The following is a 15,371-nucleotide window of genomic DNA, read 5'->3' on the forward strand; positions in this document are numbered from 1 at the left end:
GCGGCGCATGCTGTGACGCCGACGGGCAACTAACGCGAAAAATCCCCGCGAGGGGGATTTTTCGCGTTGTCCGCGTTACCAGGCCGGGGCAAGCTTGACGGCCCGTTCCATCGCCGTCCGGACGATCGCTTGCGCGCGCTCGGGGTGATGCTCATGGCCTTCCACGTACAGCGCTTGGACGTCGTGAATCCCGATGATGCCGAGCACCATGTTCAGATAGGAATGACTATGGTCCATGACCGCCGTCGGCCCCGCGGAGTAAACCCCGCCGCTCGATTGGATATGCAGCGCTTTTTTGTCGCGCAGCAGGCCGACCGGTCCGCCTTCCGCGTAACGGAACGTCCTGCCGACGATGACGAAGGCGTCGATAAACGCCTTGAGCCGGGGCGGAAGGCCCCAATTCCACATGGGGGAGACGAACACGTATTTGTCGGCGCGCGCCGCCATCTCGGTTACCTCATTAAGGGCATTAACTTTCTGTTGTTCGACGGGGCTCAGCTCGGAGAAGTCCAGACGTTCTTTCTTCAATTTCTCCCATGCCCGCACCACGTCGCCGTCGACCGTCTGAAACGCCTCCCGGCAGACGTCGAATACGATGATTTCGTCGCCCGGATGAGCCTCCCGATAGGCTTGAAGAAACGTTTGTCCGACCTGCAGGCCGACCGAATGCTCCGGCGATTTGGGGTTCGCGGTAATATACAATAATTGCGTCATGTTGCTGCCTCCTAGGTTGTGGCGGTAGTTGCGGTAATAACCGGTTTCGATAGCGTCAACGAAGGGAAGGAAACCGTTCGAATTCCTGCTTGCCGCTCACGGCCGCAGGCCGAAGCGCGTCCGGAGCAGCTCGCGATAGCGCGGACCGTCGATGCTTTCCTTCGTTACGATGCCGTCCCGCCATTCCGTGAACGAGTCGTCCGTCAGGGTGATGTTCCCGGTCTCCGTTAATTTCGTGGCGAGCGGCCGCTTGTTAAACTTGGATTCGGGATGCTCCGCGACCAGTCTCCGAATGTCCTCGCTGACCGTCAGCCCGGCGATCGGCGTCCCGCTGTCGAAGGCATAGCCGATCTGCCACTCCGTATCCTTATGCTTGATCTTCACTTCGAGTCTGCAATCGCCCGGGATGCCATCCTCCGGCCGGATACGAAACGTACCGTTCGGGGAATCGACGGCGTCCCCGTTCAGCGGAACGGGCGTCAGCGGCAAATTCGCTCCGAATCCCGCGTCGAGCAGGTAGCGCCGCTCTTCGTAGACGAGGAGCACGACGATATGGCTTCGTCCCAAGGTTAAATACCGCTGCGCCTCCCGATCATAGTTGACCCCGCTTGCGAGCACCACGCGGAAGCCGTTTTCGGCCAGGAACAGATAGAGGAGCGAATTCAGCTCGTAGCAGAGCCCGCCTTCCTTCTCCAGCAGCAGCTTGTTCGTCAAGTACGGCTTCGTGATCGGGCACGCCCGGCCGTCCAGCACGCGCATATTCTCAAACGGAAACGCGGCGGCCGTCTTCTCCAGCAGGCGGCTCAATCCCGCGAATTCGAGCGGTTCGTCCGCAGCCATTCCGATGCGTTCGCGATATAACCGATCCAGTTCATCCATGCGGCAGCCTCCAATTTCATGATGCGATCTTCTTCTTCGTCCATCTCGCCCCGTCGCGCCGCGGCGGCGAATACAACCCGCGAAGGGCCAAGCAGCGCGCTTGCCCGGCTCTTCGCGAACTAAGACGACATAGCGCCTCGCGTCTGTGACACGTCCCGTCGACGGTGTCGGAAAAAATCGCAAGGCGCGGAGTGTCACGTTCGGAGCGGCTGCTTCGTCGAAATAGGCGGAACCCGGAACGGAGCCGATGCTTCGGGAAGACGGGTGGAGGAGGCCATGCATGGGTAATGGCCGTTCCGACCGGCAGGATGGGTTGGAACGGGGGAGACTCCAAGCATGGCAAGCTGTGTAAGGATCAGAATCGGGGGACAACCTAACCCCAATCGGAGGTCGAGGAAATGAGAGTATTCGTAGCGGGATCGAGCGGCGCCGTCGGGCGGGCGCTCATTCCGATGCTCGTCGCGGCGGGACACGAGGTGACGGGATTGGTCCGCCGTCCGGAGCAAGCCGCGGCATTGCGGGAAGCCGGGGCCGCCTATGCGCTGGCGGACGTCTTCGACCGCGGCGCGCTGTTCGCCGCAGTTGCCGAAGCCGCGCCGGAGGCGGTCATTCATCAATTGACCGCGCTGCAAGGCGTCAACATGGCGGACAATGCGCGCATTCGCATAGAGGGAACGCGCAATCTCGTGGACGCCTCGCGCGCGGCCGGAGCCCGCCGCATGATCGCGCAGAGCATCTCTTGGGCATATGCGCCGGGGGAGGGTCCGGCGGCGGAGGACTGTCCGCTCGACCTCGGCGCGCCGGCGCCGCGGCTTCAGACCGTGCAAGGCGTTCATGCGCTGGAGACCGCGGCGGCGGAAATGCCGGAGCACGTCTTGCTGAGGTACGGCTTGCTGTACGGCGAAGGAACCTGGTATGCGCCGAACGGCTTGATGGCGGAGCAGGCGCGGGCCGGGAAGCTGACCGCGACGGACGGCGTCAGCTCCTTCGTGCACATCGCGGATGCCGCGGCAGCCGCCGTGCTGGCGCTGAACTGGACGTCCGGCGCGTACAACGTCGTGGACGGCGATCCCGCGCCCGGCACGGCGTGGCTGCGCGCGTTCGCGGAGTGCCTCGGCGCTCCGGCACCGAGGACGGAGACGGGCAGCGCGAGAGGCGAGCGCGGCGCGACGAACGCCAAAGCGCTGCGACATGGCTGGAAGCCCGGGTTCGCCTCGTGGCGCGAAGGATTTCGTTACACGCTGCGCGGGGAATCCTAAGCCGGTCAACGTTTGAACATCGGGCTCACAACGAAAAAGCACGTGTTGGACGCGATGCGTTCATCGGGCTGCCGCGCAAGAGGATGATCCGAAGCGAATCGGATCGTCCTTTTCGTCTTGTCGCGGAGGAACGCATACGCCGCGCATGGGCAGCCGAGGCATGGGATTTATAAATATCGTTATGGCGGTCGCGCGGTTTTATAATTTGTTTAAACCGGCGAACAGGCATAGAATACGGACTGTACGTCATCCCAAGGCGCGTGCGGCAAGGAGGGACACAATGCCGGTCCAGCGTTGAAGAGCTGGCGGATCGCGATAGTTAACGTAATTAATTCATGTCATTAATTATTTATTTAGACCCAGCCCTAATTGCCCCATTTATTGCATGCGCAGCCGCGGCAGCGGCTAGCCATACTAACTATGAACCCCATTTCGACTGCCGAAGGGCAGCTGAAAGCATAAAGGAGCTCATCTTCCATGAACCATTTGTTCAACGATTTTCATTTAAAAGGCATGGACTTGAAAAACCGCGTCGTCATGCCGCCGATGTGCCAATACGCCGTCACGGCCAAAGACGGAATCGCGAACGAGTGGCATTATGTGCACTATGTCAGCCGCGCGATCGGCGGCGCGGGTCTCGTCATCATCGAAATGACGGACATCGAGCCGGACGGCCGAATCACGAATTTCGACTTGGGCCTCTGGTCCGACGAACATATCGCGCCGCTTAAGCGGATCGTCGATGCCTGCCATCAATACGGCGCCAAAGTGGGCATTCAAATCGCGCACGCGGGCCGCAAGGCGGAAGACGCGGAGACGCCCGTCGCGCCTTCCGCGATTCCGTACGACGAGAAATCCAAAGTGCCGCGGGAGCTGACGATCGACGAGACGAAGGCCTTGGTCGAGAAATTCCGCAAGGCCGCCGAACGCGCCGTCAAAGCCGGCATGGACACGATCGAGCTCCACGCCGCGCACGGTTATTTGATTCACGAGTTTCAATCTCCGTACACGAACAAACGAACGGACGCCTACGGCCAGGACAAGACGTTGTTCGGCCGCGAAGTGATTCAAGCCGTGAAGAGCGTCATGCCGGACGATATGCCGCTTATCATGCGCATTACGGCGCATGAATACGTGGAAGGCGGCTACGGCATCGAGGATAGCATCGCCTTCTCGAAGACGTACCGGGATGCCGGCGTGGACATGTTCCACGTAAGCTCCGGCGGCGAAGGCCCGATTCTGGCGCACGGCAGACCGGGCACGCACGTGGCATACCAAGTGCCGATGGCCAGAGCGATCAAGAACGCCCTGAACGTTCCGGTCATCGCCGTCGGCCGGTTGGACGAGCCGTCGCTCGCGAATGCCGTCATCGGCAACGAAGACGCGGATCTCGTGGGCGTCGGCCGCGGGATGCTGCGCAATCCGTATTGGACGCTCGAAGCGGCCGCCAAACTGGGCAAAGAAACGACGATCCCGGGCGTATACGGCATCGGGTTCAAAGATTTGAACCGGTAAACGAGGCCGGCAGCCCGATCATCAGCCGTTTTAGGAGCGCCTGAAGGCGCATCTCGAATCCGAGCATTATCAAGCCTATCGGGGGCGCGCGGCCGACCTGCTCGGGTCTCGGAACGCGTACCGGCTGAAGGGCTATGTAGCTTAAGCCGATAAGCACGACAACCCCATCGCCAAGAACGGGCGATGGGGTTGTTCACGTTGCAGGCGGGAGCCGCCTTCACGGTTTCCTCGGGCGATGCCGGTCGTTAGCAAACCGGTCATCCGAATCGGAAGATTCATGATGGACCGCGGACTAGAGGTTTCGATCCAACAGCAAGCCGAGCTGCTTCGCCACCGCGCCGATCGGTTCCGACAGCCCGCCGGCCAGCCACGATTCGACGAGACCGACAATGGCCGTGCCGAGAAAACGCAGTACGATCTCCTTGCTCAATCCTTCGTTGACGCCTTGGGCGATATCCACGTAGTGCTCCAGCCGCCGGGTCACGTAGTCCAAGAACCGGCTGCGGAACGAAGCGGCTTCCCGGCTCCGCAGCATCGCGGCGAAAAACGCTTTATTCCGCTCGAAGTACCCGAACCAGGCGAGACTGCCTTCGGCAAAGCTCGCTTCCTCCGCCGCTTCGCAAATGGTTCTTAAGGCCTCGATATGTTCCATCACGAGCCGGTCCAGCAGGTCATACTTATCCTGATAGTGAAGATAAATCGTCCTCCGTCCGACGTTGGCCTTGTCCGAGATATCTTGCATCGTGATGTGCTCGAATTTCTTATCGGCCATCAATGCGACGAGCGCGGTCTTGATGGCCTCCCGCGATTTCGCGACTCTTCGGTCGACGCTTGCCATCGTTTCCCTCCTGCGGTTGCCGCTCCGCACAATGTGACGCGGATTGGGCATTAATGCTCCGTTCCTCTGCATCTGATCCTTGAAGCGTCCCCGTATCCGACTATAATCATACACAGATGCGCAACACGACATCCACATGCATACGCTGCGGCCACGGCCGCTTTAAGAGAGGAAGGATTCGAATGGATCTGGGACTGCACGGAAAAATCGCGATCGTCACGGGGGCGAGCGCCGGGATCGGACTGGCCTGCTCGAAAGCCCTGTATGAAGAAGGGGTCTCCGTCGTGATGGTGGCGCGGGATCGGGATCGCCTGCAGGAGGCCGCGGATGCGATACGTTCGGCTCGGCCGGCGGAAGGAGCGGCGCGCCTCGTTCCGGTCGCGGGCGACATGACGAAGCCGGAAACCGCGCGGCTGGCGGTCCATGCGGCGATCGAGGCGTTCGGACGCGTCGATATCTTGATTAATAACGCGGGGAACGCGCATTTCGGCCCGTTCTTCGAGCTGCCGGACGAAGCGTTCTGGGAAACGTGGCAGCTGAAGCTGCTCGGCTACATGCGAATGGTGAAGGAGGCGGCGCCGCACATGATCCGGCAGCGGGACGGACGCATCGTGAACATCGTCGGCATCGCCGGACGGACGCCAAGCCCCGGCTACCTGCCCGGCAGTACCTCGAACGCGGCGTTGTTGAATTTCACGAAAGGCATCTCCGGCGAGCTGGCCGCTTCCAATGTCCGGATCAACGCGATTTCGCCCGGAGCCACGGAGACCGAACGGGCGGTAAGGTACACCCGGCAGCAAGCGGACGAGAAGGGCATCGGCGTCGAGGCGCAAAAGGCGGCCATGAGCGCGGCCATTCCGCTCAAACGTCTGGTCGATCCGGCCGAAATCGCGGCCATGGCGCTGCTGCTCGTCTCCGACCGGGTGCCGTCCGTCACGGGCTCGGAATTCATCGTCGACGGCGGTCAATCGCCCGGCGTCTGACGGATAACGCAGGCGCGAATGCCTGCGAAGCAAACGGAAAACCATTAGCCAAGGACACCTGGAACGGTGTCCTTTTTGTCTTGCTCCTGACTGCTTTTTTATGCCCTGGGAGGAATGCCCGCGCCGTTCGCGAATCCTCCACCAAGAACGCCGAAGCCCGCTGCCGGACCATGGAGTGGACGGACGGACCTTGGCCGTCGCGGCGCAGGCTTTACGGAAAGTTCAATCTTTCTAAATCTTCTCGGAACATATGCGTATTAGCATCAAAAAACAATTTGCGCCGGCAACGCGATCCGATTGCCGCGCGTCTATCGCGGCGACGGATGCCGGACAAGGGGGACAAGAACGCATGTATACCGTACTGATTGCCGAGGACGAGCCCTGGGTGCTGCGGGGCATCGCGGAGATGGTCGGAGCCGCCGGCCCCGAGTTCGAAGTGGTCGGCGCCTGCAGCAGCGGCGAGGAAGCTTGGAGCCTGATCCAAGAATTATGCCCGATGCTGCTGATTACGGATATTATGATGCCCGGCCTGGACGGGCTGTCGCTGGTCAAGCGGATTCATGAAAGGAGAGAGCCGATCGCGACCGTCATCGTCAGCGGCTACGACAACTTCCGGTACGCGCAGCAAGCGATGTCGTACGGCGTGTCCGAATACTTGCTGAAGCCGGTCGAATTCGAGGTGTTGACGGAGGCGCTGGCGCGTTCCAAAGAAAAGCTCGAGTCGCTCCGGGATTTGAACGAATATGCCGTCAAATTCCAGACGCTGCTGGATAACCGGCCGAACCTGCCGCCGCGGCATCTGTTGCAGAAGCAGGTCGAGCTGCTGCAGGCGGTGCTCCGCCTGAAATACACCCAATGGAATGCGCGGGTACGCCTGCTGCATCTGTTTGATCATAAACTGCAGCCGTTGTTGGACGATTGCGGGATCGAACTTCGCCGGCCCGTCCCCGTCCATGCCGATGACCCGACGATCCTGCGTCACTTCACGGACGTGCTCGAGCAATGGGTTCTCGCGGGCGCGGAACGGGGGCAGGCGTCCATGCCGGAAGCCATCGAAGACTCCTGCCGGTACATTCGCCAGCATTTCAAGGAGGATTTGACGCTGACGGACATGGCCGAACGGACGCATTTCAGCGTCTCCCATTTCAGCAGCCTGTTCAAGAAGCATACCGGCAGTTCCTTCGTCAGCTACGTGAACGGCCTGAAGATCGCCGAAGCCAAAAGTCTGCTTCGCTCAACCGCTTATTCCGTATCCGCGATCACGCAGATGATCGGCTTTTCGACGACGCCTTATTTCTCCAGGGTATTCAAATCGACGGTCGGCATCACGCCGCTCGAGTACAGAAAGAAGATGGGGTCATGAATTGGCATTACCGCTTCTCGATCAAAACCAAAATCCTGGCCGCCGCGTTGACCATCAGCTTCCTCTCGATCGTCATCATGGCGGCGTTTACCTCATATTCGTATACCTCATCGGCTAAGAAGGATTTCTATTGGATCGCGCAGGACTCCACCGCGCGAATCAATCATCAGCTCGACCGCTACTTCACGCAGATCGCGCAATCGACGTACGCGTCGATTTCCGGGCCGCTGCCGACCAATCCGCAGCTCGGCGACAATCCGGAAAGCGGGCTGCTGCAAAAATGGCTCAAGTCCGGCGGGCAATTGAACCGCGGCCAGGTTGCGCTCGTCGAAGGTATTCTCACCCGCTACATCGCCATCAACGACTCGAATATTCTGGGAATCGTGCTTCGGTCGGCGGACGGCCGGTACGCTTACTCCCAGGACGGCAATCTTCCCCGAAGCGATACGGCGCCGTGGATTGCTGAGCCGCTGTCCCCGCAGCTGCGGGTCATGCCGTTCTACTTCAGCCGCGGCAGCATGACGGCGACGACGTATCCGTTCATTACGCTGATCATTCCGGTTTTCGATCCCGACACGGTCAAGCTGATCGGCAATTTGGATATCGCCTTGTCGATCTCCGAAGTAGCCGCCATTCTCGGACAAGCCCGCTTAGGCGAGACGGGTTATTTCTTGATCGTCGACGCCGACGGCAGAATCATCTATCACCCGGATCTGCGCATGGCCGGCCAATACTTGGCGGACACCTCGCTCCGAGGCATCTCCTTGACGAAGGAGAACGATTCGGTGAAGCTGGGCGGCAAGACGATTCTCGTCTCCGGCAACCATTCGGCGTTCTCGGGGTGGAACATCGTCGCCTACGTGCCGATGGGCGAGATGGCGAGCGGGCTCGACGTCGCCCGCAATTCCACCTTGATTATGATGGCCGGCCTGATCGTCGTTTCGTTCCTCTTCATCCCGCAGCTGGTCGGCTGGCACGTTCGCCCGATTCTGCGACTTCGCAGTCTGATGGAACGGGTGGAGCAGGGAGACATGACGGTCAGCGCCAAGGCGATTCCCGGCAACGACGAGATCCAGCAGCTGAACGGCAGCTTCAACCGGATGACCGCCCGGCTGAACGAACTGATTCATACCGTGCACGACCTGGAGATGAAGGAAATGGTCCTGCAGCTGAGACAGAAAGAGGCGCTCATCCAAGCGCTGCAAAATCAAATCAACCCCCATCTCCTCTATAACACGCTGGAAATCATCAAGAGCATCGCCTTTATCGAGAAAGTGCCGACGATCGAGAAGATGGCGGCGAGCCTTGCCAGCGTCTATCGGTATACATCCAAAATCCCCGGCGCGGAGGTGCCGCTCCGGGACGAGCTTCGCAATTTGCAGCATTACTTGGAGATCGTCCGCATTCGCTTCGCGCCGAAGTTTCAAAGCCGCATCGAGGCGGATGACGGCTTGATGGACCACAGCATCATCAAGATGTCGCTCCAGCCGATCGTCGAGAACAGCGTCAAATACGCGGTCGAGCCGAAAAACGGCAAGGTTCTGATCCGCATCGTCGCTTTCGAGGAAGAGGGGGATTTGATTCTGGAAGTCGCCGACAACGGAAACGGGTTTGCAGAAGAAGCGCTGGATCGGATCAATGAACGGCTGCGGATCATGGACGGACAGGACGGCCGGACCGACGAGGAAGAGTCCGTCGGCATTCTGAACGTGCACGCGCGGATAGCCTTGAATTACGGAACCCCTTACGGCGTAACGATCCGTTCGGTACCGGGGCAGGGGAGCGTCGTATCGCTGCGATTCCCGAAAAAGACAAGAGGAGGATCGTAGATTCGGATAAAAGGATCGTAAGATCAGGACAAATCGGCCGGAGTCGGCACGCTATAATGACCATGAAACAATCAGGTGATTCCAAGCGGGAGGGAACAGAACGTGAAGAAGGCAATCGCAACGATGCTTGCGCTCGGTCTGGTCGTGCCGATGGCGGCAGGCTGCGCCGGCAAGGAAGAGAACAACAAGGACGGAGGCGGAACGAATGCCGCCGCTTCGGCGCCCGGCAAGGCAGGGGACGCGACGGAGAAGATCAAAATCGAGATCATGACGGCATCATGGACGGGAGGCGGCTGGCCGGACAACAATCACCCGATCATCCAGTACATCGACGACAAGTTCAACGTCGACCTGCAAATGCAGTGGGTGCCTAATGCCAACTTCGTCGAGAAGATGAACGTCGTCTCCGCTTCCGGCAAAATGCCGGATGTCATAAGACTCGACTCGACGATGTTCCTGAAATGGGCCGATCAAGGCGTATTTATGGATCTCCAGCCTTATTTGGCGGCTTATCCGACGCTTCACGGGGTAGCGACGCCGGAATCGTGGGCGCTGCTCAATCCGAAAGGCAAAATTTACGGCATACCCATCTATGAGACGGCGCAGAATTCGACCTACGCGCGCAAGGATTGGCTGGACAGCCTCGGCATTCCGCAGCCGGCGGACGACGCTTTCACCATCGACAAGTTCTATGAAATCGCCAAGGCGTTCACGACGCAGGACCCGGATAAGAACGGCAAGCCGGACACGTTCGGATTCTCCGCCCTCGGCAACTCGCTCAAACTGGGCGACCCGCAGCTGGAGGCGGCGTTTGGTCTCGCCAATGGCTGGAAGGAAGCGAACGGCGAGCTGGTTCCGGTCGAAACGCAAGGCCCGGAATGGACCGCGTTCCTCTCCTTCATGCGGAAGGCGTACGAGGAAGGCGTGCTGGACAAGGACTTTATCACGAATACGAATTTTAACGACAAGTACGCGCAAGGCAAGGTCGGTTTCGCGCTCGACATGCATTATCAGTTCAGCCAACAGACGAATAAGCAACTGCAGACGATCGCGCCGAACGGGCAATTCGTCGAGCTGTCGCCGCCGATCGGCGCCGGCGGGGCAAGAGGCACGACCACGCCGACGAGCGGTATGCTGAAGGTCGTCCTGAACAAGGACATGGATGCCGAGAAGCGTGACCGGATCTTGAAGCTGTTCGATTGGTGGGTATCTCCCGAAGGAGAAGACATCATCAAGAACGGAATCGAGGGCGAGCAGTACGAGAAGAACGACGACGGCACCTTCAAGATGACGGACGCCCTGAAGGCGGAAGGCGAAGGCCGCCAAAGCCTGCTGTGGAACTGGGTGCTGCGCGGCAATACGAATACGTTCAACATCTACAAGTGGAGCGACGCCAAATGGGCGGCGGATATGAAGAAGTCGATCGACGACGCCGGGAAATATCCGTACAAGAACGCGGCCGACGGGTATCTCAGTTCCTCGGCGACTTACGCGCAGAAGGGCGGCGAGCTGGACGACAAGTTCTTGCAGTCCGTGCTAGCGATCATCTCCGGCAAGAAGCCGGTCGACAGCATTCTTGACGCGATAGCCGACTGGAAGAAGAACGGCGGCGACCGGATCGTCGAGGAGGTCAACGCCGCGTACAAGGCAGGGCAATAGCGTGAACGGGTATGTTCGAAGAGCGTTACCGATCTATGCGATGATCTTGCCCGGCCTGCTCTACTTTGTCGTATTCAAATACATCCCCATGCTCGGCGTATCCATCGCGTTCATGAATTACAGTCCGTTCAAAGGCTTCTTCGGCAGCGACTGGGCAGGCTGGAGCCATTTCCGCCGCTTGTTCGCCGAAGGCGAATTTTGGCTGCTGCTGAAAAACACGCTGCTCCTAAACCTGCTGGACGCGCTGTTCTTCTTCCCGGCGCCGATTCTCGTCGCGCTGCTGCTGAACGAAGCGAGAGTCAAGTGGTTCAAGGGCGCGGTTCAAACGATCTTGTACGCGCCCAATTTCGTGTCCTGGGTCGTGATCGTCGGCATGACGCTGCAGCTGTTCGCTACCGGCTCGGGCGCGATCAACAATCTGCTGGCGAGCTGGGGGTTCGCCCGCATCGAGTTGATGACGGACCCGCATTACTTCCGTCCCGTCTGGCTGCTCCAGAACATCTGGCAAGGCGCTGGCTGGGGCGCCATCATCTTCCTGGCCGCGCTGTCCGCCATCGACCCGACGCAGTACGAGGCGGCCGAGATGGACGGCGCGAGCCGGTCGCGCCGGCTTTGGCATATTACGCTGCCCGCGCTTCGCGGCGCGATCGTGATCCTGTTCATATTGCGCATGGGCCATATCATGGACCTCGGCTTCGAGCATGTGTTCCTGCTGCAAAATCCGATGAACCGGGAAGTCTCCGAAGTGTTCGAGACGTTCATCTATAAAGTCGGCTTGAACCAAGGGGACTACAGCTATTCGACGGCGGTCGGCCTCTTCAAATCGGCGATAGGGCTAGTCCTGGTGCTGACCGTCAACAAGCTGGCCAAGCGAATGGGTCAGGAAGGGGTGTTCTAGTGAGGCGTTCGACCGGCGCGGACCGGACGTTCGGCATCGCCGCGGCCTTCATGCTCGCGTTTTGCGCCTTGGCGGCGATTCTGCCTTTGTTATACGTGTTGGCGATTTCGTTTTCGACAGAGAAGGAATATTTGACACGGGGCTTCTACCTCTTGCCGAAGCAATTCACCTTGAACGGGTATTTGTATTTGATGTCGCATCCCGGCTTCCGTATCGCCTTTCGCAACGCGGTCGTCATCAGCGCGGTCGGCACGTCGATCAATATGGCGCTGACGACGTTGATGGCGTACGGATTATCGAAAACGTGGCTGAAGGGGAGAGCGGTCATCAACTTCCTGGTCGTCTTCACAATGCTGTTCTCCGGCGGCATCATCCCGACCTATCTGGTGGTCAACGCGCTTGGCCTGATCGACAGCTTCTGGTCGCTCTGGCTGAGCTCGGCGATCATCCCCTTCAATCTCATCGTCATGAGGGGGTTCTTCCGATCCGTGCCGACCGAGCTCGAGGAATCGGCCAGAATCGACGGCAGCGGTGAGTGGCGGCTGCTTCTGACGATCATCGCGCCGCTGTCGCTGCCGGCGATCGCCACGTTCACGTTGTTTTACCTGGTCTACAATTGGAACACCTATTTCTCGGCGATTCTGTACTTGAACGATAACCGGCTCATGCCGCTGCAGGTCTTCCTTCGGCAAATGCTGCTCGAGGACGATCCGACGATCGCCAATGCGACAGGTATCCGCTACGCATTCACGCCCGCTGCCAAGATGGCAGCCATCGTCATTACCGCACTGCCGCTGCTGCTCGTCTTCCCGTTTCTGCAGAAGCATTTTACGAAAGGCGTCCTGCTCGGATCGGTCAAGGGCTGAGCGCCAAGAAGAGGAGGTAGATCCCATGAACCGCACCAAATACGTCGCCCACCGGGGGTTGAGCGCCCGCGCGCCGGAAAACACGCTTGCTTCGTTCGAACTGGCCGGCCGCATGGGCTTCTGGGGAATCGAATGCGACACGTACTGCACGGCCGACGGGCGCTGGATCGTGCATCATGACCGGACGGTCGACCGGATGACGGACGGCACGGGCAGGGTAAAGGATTTCGCGTTCGCGGACATCCGCAGTTTGAACATCGTCGCGGGAAACGGAATCGAGCAATACCCGGGCCTGCGCGTTCCGCCCCTGGAGGACGTGCTGGCGATCGGCAAAGCGTACGGCATGCACGCCTTCGTCGAGATCGAGGAGTATCATCGGGACGAGGACCTGCATGAGCTTGTCCGGCTGGTCGAGCGCAGCGGCATGCTCCGGCAATGCAGCTTCATCTGCTTCAACGCCGAGGATTTGCGTAAAGTACGGGCGATCGACCGTGATGTGCCGTTAGGTTATTTGACAGCGGAGCCGGCTCCCGAAACCGATATGCGATTGATCGAGCAACTGCGGCCGGCGTTCCTGGATTACGAGTATCGTCGCGCGACGCCGGAGGATGTCCGACGGTTAAGCGCCGCGGGCATAGACGTATCGCTATGGACGGTCAACAGCCGCGAAGACGCGCGGCCATTCATCGCGGCCGGCGCCGCTTACGTAACGACGGATACGATCTTAGTCTAATTCGGAGCGCGCAAATGTATCAATCAGGCAGCCGGTCTTGATAGGCCGGCTGCTCTTGGCGTGCTCGCGGCTTGATGATGGCCAGGATAGCGTGTATAGTTACAGGCACATGCGCCGGGCGCCGGAACGGTCAACGTGCAATGAAATCATCATCAAGGTTGCAAAGGGGATTAAAGGATGACCGAATTTTGGGAAGCGAGCTTTAGCGAGCATCAGACGATGTGGGGCTTCGAGCCCGCCGACTCGGCCATTCTGGCCAAGGACTTCTTCCTGGAACGAAACGCGAAGGAGATCTTGATTCCGGGCATCGGCTACGGCAGAAACGCGAACATATTCCTCGATAACGGCATTGAAGTCGCCGGGATCGAAATCTCGCAAACCGCGATCGATCTGGCGCGGGAGCACGGGCTGAACATCCCTATTTTTCATGGCTCGGTGGCCGAGATGCCGTTTGAACCCAAACACTACGACGGGATCTTTTCGTATGCCCTGATCCATTTGCTGAACCGAGAAGAACGGGCGAAGTTCATTCAAGACTGCTTCGATCAGTTAAAGCCGAACGGCTCTATGCTGTTCGTGACGATCTCCAAAGCGGCGCCCATGTTCGGCAAGGGGATCCCGCTCGGCAAAGACTATTTCGAGATCAGGGAAGGGGTCAAGATGTTCTTTTACGACGCCGACTCCATACGCGAAGAATTCGGAAGCTACGGGCTGACCGGGATCGCGGACGTCGTGGAGCCGCATAAGAACGCGGAAGCCAAACCGCCGTTCCCGTTCACCTTGATTACCTGTCAAAAAGGTTCGTCGGCACGCTGACGGTTGTTAGGTCAAGCTCGCCCGGCAGCGCTTGAACCGTCGCGTCAAAAAGGCATGCTCCCGCGGGGGCATGCCTTTTTGACGCGCTTCGGACGGACGCGTCGGAATCAAGCTTGATAATCGGCGTCCATCGTGACGTCTTTCCATTCTTCCATGGTTTGCAGGAGCGCCGTATATTTGCCCTTGACGGTATGGTACGCTTCGGCGCCAAGCAGCAATCGCAGCGGTGCCGCTTCGGACTCCGCGACTCGAAGGATGGCTTGCGCCGCTTTCTTCGGATCGCCGGGTTCGCTGCCGTGGTTGGCTCCGCTGACGAACGGCGCGATGAGCGCCTCGTATTCCTTGATGGCGGAGGCAGTCTTCGCGGCCGAGCGGCCGGACCAATCCGTGCGGAAATTGCCGGGCTCGATCAGCGTCACGCGGATTCCAAACGGCGCCACCTCCTTGGCCAAGCTTTCGGAGATGCCTTCGACCGCGTATTTCGTCGCGTTATAATACCCTACGCCCGGGAACGAGGCCAAGCCGCCAATGGACGATATATTGATGATATGGCCGGAGCGTTGGCCGCGCATATAAGGCAGGACGGCGTTGGTCGTATGCATGAGCCCCCAGAAATTCACGTCGAACAGCTTCCGGGTCTCGTCTTCGGCGGCTTCTTCGATCGAGCTGAAATAGCCGACGCCGGCGTTGTTGACAAGCACGTCGATCCGGCCGAATTTGTCCGCCGCGGCTTGTACCGCTCGCGCGATCTGTTCGGGCTTGGTCACGTCCAGCTCCAGCGCCATCGCGTTGTCCGTATCGGCACCGACGAGATCCGTGACGGCATCGAGCTTCCTTGCCGTAACGATAACCTTATGGCCCGCTTGTATCGCCGCTTCGGCAAGCGCTCTGCCGAAGCCGGTGGAACAGCCGGTAATAAACCAGACGAGATTCGTATTCATGCCAAGTCGTCTCCTTTGCAATAAAAGTGCCGTGCAAGAAGAACTCTAACCCTTAGAGTCCTGTCTAAGTCAAGCGAC

At 59.5% G+C, this 15,371-nt stretch carries 14 protein-coding genes; 10 read left to right on the forward strand and 4 right to left on the reverse strand.

The window, feature by feature from the left end; all coding sequences use genetic code 11:
- Nucleotides 1–75: 75 nt before the first annotated feature.
- Both I8J29_RS02400 and I8J29_RS02405 read right to left on the reverse strand, forming a co-directional pair.
- Nucleotides 76–714 (reverse strand): FMN-dependent NADH-azoreductase, encoded by a 639-nt coding sequence (locus tag I8J29_RS02400; protein ID WP_208845977.1) that lies wholly within the window; start codon nt 712–714, stop codon nt 76–78.
- A 96-nt stretch (nt 715–810) separates the two neighbouring features.
- Complete coding sequence (locus I8J29_RS02405) at nt 811–1,593, reverse strand: arylamine N-acetyltransferase family protein (RefSeq protein WP_208845978.1); 783 nt, start codon at nt 1,591–1,593, stop codon at nt 811–813.
- A 398-nt stretch (nt 1,594–1,991) separates the two neighbouring features.
- Here I8J29_RS02405 and I8J29_RS02410 point away from each other — a divergent pair, with 398 nt between their 5' ends.
- Together I8J29_RS02410 and I8J29_RS02415 are read left to right on the forward strand one after the other, a co-directional pair.
- Nucleotides 1,992–2,852: an NAD-dependent epimerase/dehydratase family protein gene (locus I8J29_RS02410; protein ID WP_208845979.1), complete on the forward strand. Its 861-nt coding sequence runs from the start codon at nt 1,992–1,994 to the stop codon at nt 2,850–2,852.
- Between the two features lie 477 nt (nt 2,853–3,329).
- Entirely contained in the window at nt 3,330–4,367 is a 1,038-nt protein-coding gene (locus tag I8J29_RS02415) for an NADH:flavin oxidoreductase/NADH oxidase (protein ID WP_208845980.1), read from the forward strand.
- Between the two features lie 292 nt (nt 4,368–4,659).
- Here the strand turns inward: I8J29_RS02415 and I8J29_RS02420 are convergent, their stop codons facing one another.
- Entirely contained in the window at nt 4,660–5,205 is a 546-nt protein-coding gene (locus I8J29_RS02420) for a TetR/AcrR family transcriptional regulator (RefSeq protein WP_208845981.1), read from the reverse strand.
- Between the two features lie 182 nt (nt 5,206–5,387).
- Here I8J29_RS02420 and I8J29_RS02425 point away from each other — a divergent pair, with 182 nt between their 5' ends.
- The 8 genes from I8J29_RS02425 (at nt 5,388) to I8J29_RS02460 (ending at nt 14,352) form a co-directional block, all read left to right on the forward strand.
- Nucleotides 5,388–6,188 carry an SDR family NAD(P)-dependent oxidoreductase gene (locus tag I8J29_RS02425; RefSeq protein ID WP_208845982.1) on the forward strand — a complete coding sequence of 267 codons (801 nt, stop codon included), beginning with the start codon at nt 5,388–5,390 and terminating at the stop codon, nt 6,186–6,188.
- Nucleotides 6,189–6,537: 349 nt separating this feature from the next.
- Nucleotides 6,538–7,551 (forward strand): response regulator, encoded by a 1,014-nt coding sequence (locus I8J29_RS02430; protein WP_208845983.1) that lies wholly within the window; start codon nt 6,538–6,540, stop codon nt 7,549–7,551.
- Nucleotides 7,548–9,380, forward strand: a complete 1,833-nt coding sequence (locus I8J29_RS02435; RefSeq protein ID WP_208845984.1) for a sensor histidine kinase — start codon at nt 7,548–7,550, stop codon at nt 9,378–9,380. The genes I8J29_RS02430 and I8J29_RS02435 overlap by 4 nt, the downstream gene beginning before the upstream one ends.
- A gap of 102 nt (nt 9,381–9,482) precedes the next feature.
- A complete protein-coding gene (locus tag I8J29_RS02440) occupies nt 9,483–11,039 on the forward strand; it encodes a type 2 periplasmic-binding domain-containing protein (protein ID WP_208845985.1) in 1,557 nt (518 codons plus the stop codon).
- Nucleotide 11,040: 1 nt separating this feature from the next.
- A complete protein-coding gene (locus tag I8J29_RS02445) occupies nt 11,041–11,937 on the forward strand; it encodes an ABC transporter permease (protein ID WP_208845986.1) in 897 nt (298 codons plus the stop codon).
- Complete coding sequence (locus tag I8J29_RS02450; protein ID WP_338113008.1) at nt 11,937–12,803, forward strand: carbohydrate ABC transporter permease; 867 nt, start codon at nt 11,937–11,939, stop codon at nt 12,801–12,803. The genes I8J29_RS02445 and I8J29_RS02450 overlap by 1 nt, the downstream gene beginning before the upstream one ends.
- Before the next feature lie 25 nt (nt 12,804–12,828).
- The gene (locus I8J29_RS02455) at nt 12,829–13,536 is read left to right on the forward strand and encodes a glycerophosphodiester phosphodiesterase family protein (RefSeq protein WP_208845987.1); all 708 of its coding nucleotides are present in this window, start codon (nt 12,829–12,831) and stop codon (nt 13,534–13,536) included.
- Nucleotides 13,537–13,713: 177 nt separating this feature from the next.
- Nucleotides 13,714–14,352: a class I SAM-dependent methyltransferase gene (locus I8J29_RS02460; RefSeq protein ID WP_208845988.1), complete on the forward strand. Its 639-nt coding sequence runs from the start codon at nt 13,714–13,716 to the stop codon at nt 14,350–14,352.
- A gap of 107 nt (nt 14,353–14,459) precedes the next feature.
- Here I8J29_RS02460 and I8J29_RS02465 read toward each other — a convergent pair whose 3' ends face one another.
- Nucleotides 14,460–15,293, reverse strand: a complete 834-nt coding sequence (locus I8J29_RS02465) for an oxidoreductase (RefSeq protein ID WP_208845989.1) — start codon at nt 15,291–15,293, stop codon at nt 14,460–14,462.
- Nucleotides 15,294–15,371 lie beyond the last annotated feature (78 nt).

The sequence above is a fragment of the Paenibacillus artemisiicola genome (assembly GCF_017652985.1).
GTDB lineage: Bacteria > Bacillota > Bacilli > Paenibacillales > Paenibacillaceae > Paenibacillus_Z > Paenibacillus_Z artemisiicola.

Coding starts and splice junctions, on each gene's coding strand:
- I8J29_RS02400 (WP_208845977.1), bottom strand. CDS start 714: ATGACGCAATTATTGTATATTACCGCGAACCCCAAATCGCCGGAGCAT.
- I8J29_RS02405 (WP_208845978.1), bottom strand. CDS start 1,593: ATGGATGAACTGGATCGGTTATATCGCGAACGCATCGGAATGGCTGCG.
- I8J29_RS02410 (WP_208845979.1), top strand. CDS start 1,992: ATGAGAGTATTCGTAGCGGGATCGAGCGGCGCCGTCGGGCGGGCGCTC.
- I8J29_RS02415 (WP_208845980.1), top strand. CDS start 3,330: ATGAACCATTTGTTCAACGATTTTCATTTAAAAGGCATGGACTTGAAA.
- I8J29_RS02420 (WP_208845981.1), bottom strand. CDS start 5,205: ATGGCAAGCGTCGACCGAAGAGTCGCGAAATCGCGGGAGGCCATCAAG.
- I8J29_RS02425 (WP_208845982.1), top strand. CDS start 5,388: ATGGATCTGGGACTGCACGGAAAAATCGCGATCGTCACGGGGGCGAGC.
- I8J29_RS02430 (WP_208845983.1), top strand. CDS start 6,538: ATGTATACCGTACTGATTGCCGAGGACGAGCCCTGGGTGCTGCGGGGC.
- I8J29_RS02435 (WP_208845984.1), top strand. CDS start 7,548: ATGAATTGGCATTACCGCTTCTCGATCAAAACCAAAATCCTGGCCGCC.
- I8J29_RS02455 (WP_208845987.1), top strand. CDS start 12,829: ATGAACCGCACCAAATACGTCGCCCACCGGGGGTTGAGCGCCCGCGCG.
- I8J29_RS02460 (WP_208845988.1), top strand. CDS start 13,714: ATGACCGAATTTTGGGAAGCGAGCTTTAGCGAGCATCAGACGATGTGG.
- I8J29_RS02465 (WP_208845989.1), bottom strand. CDS start 15,293: ATGAATACGAATCTCGTCTGGTTTATTACCGGCTGTTCCACCGGCTTC.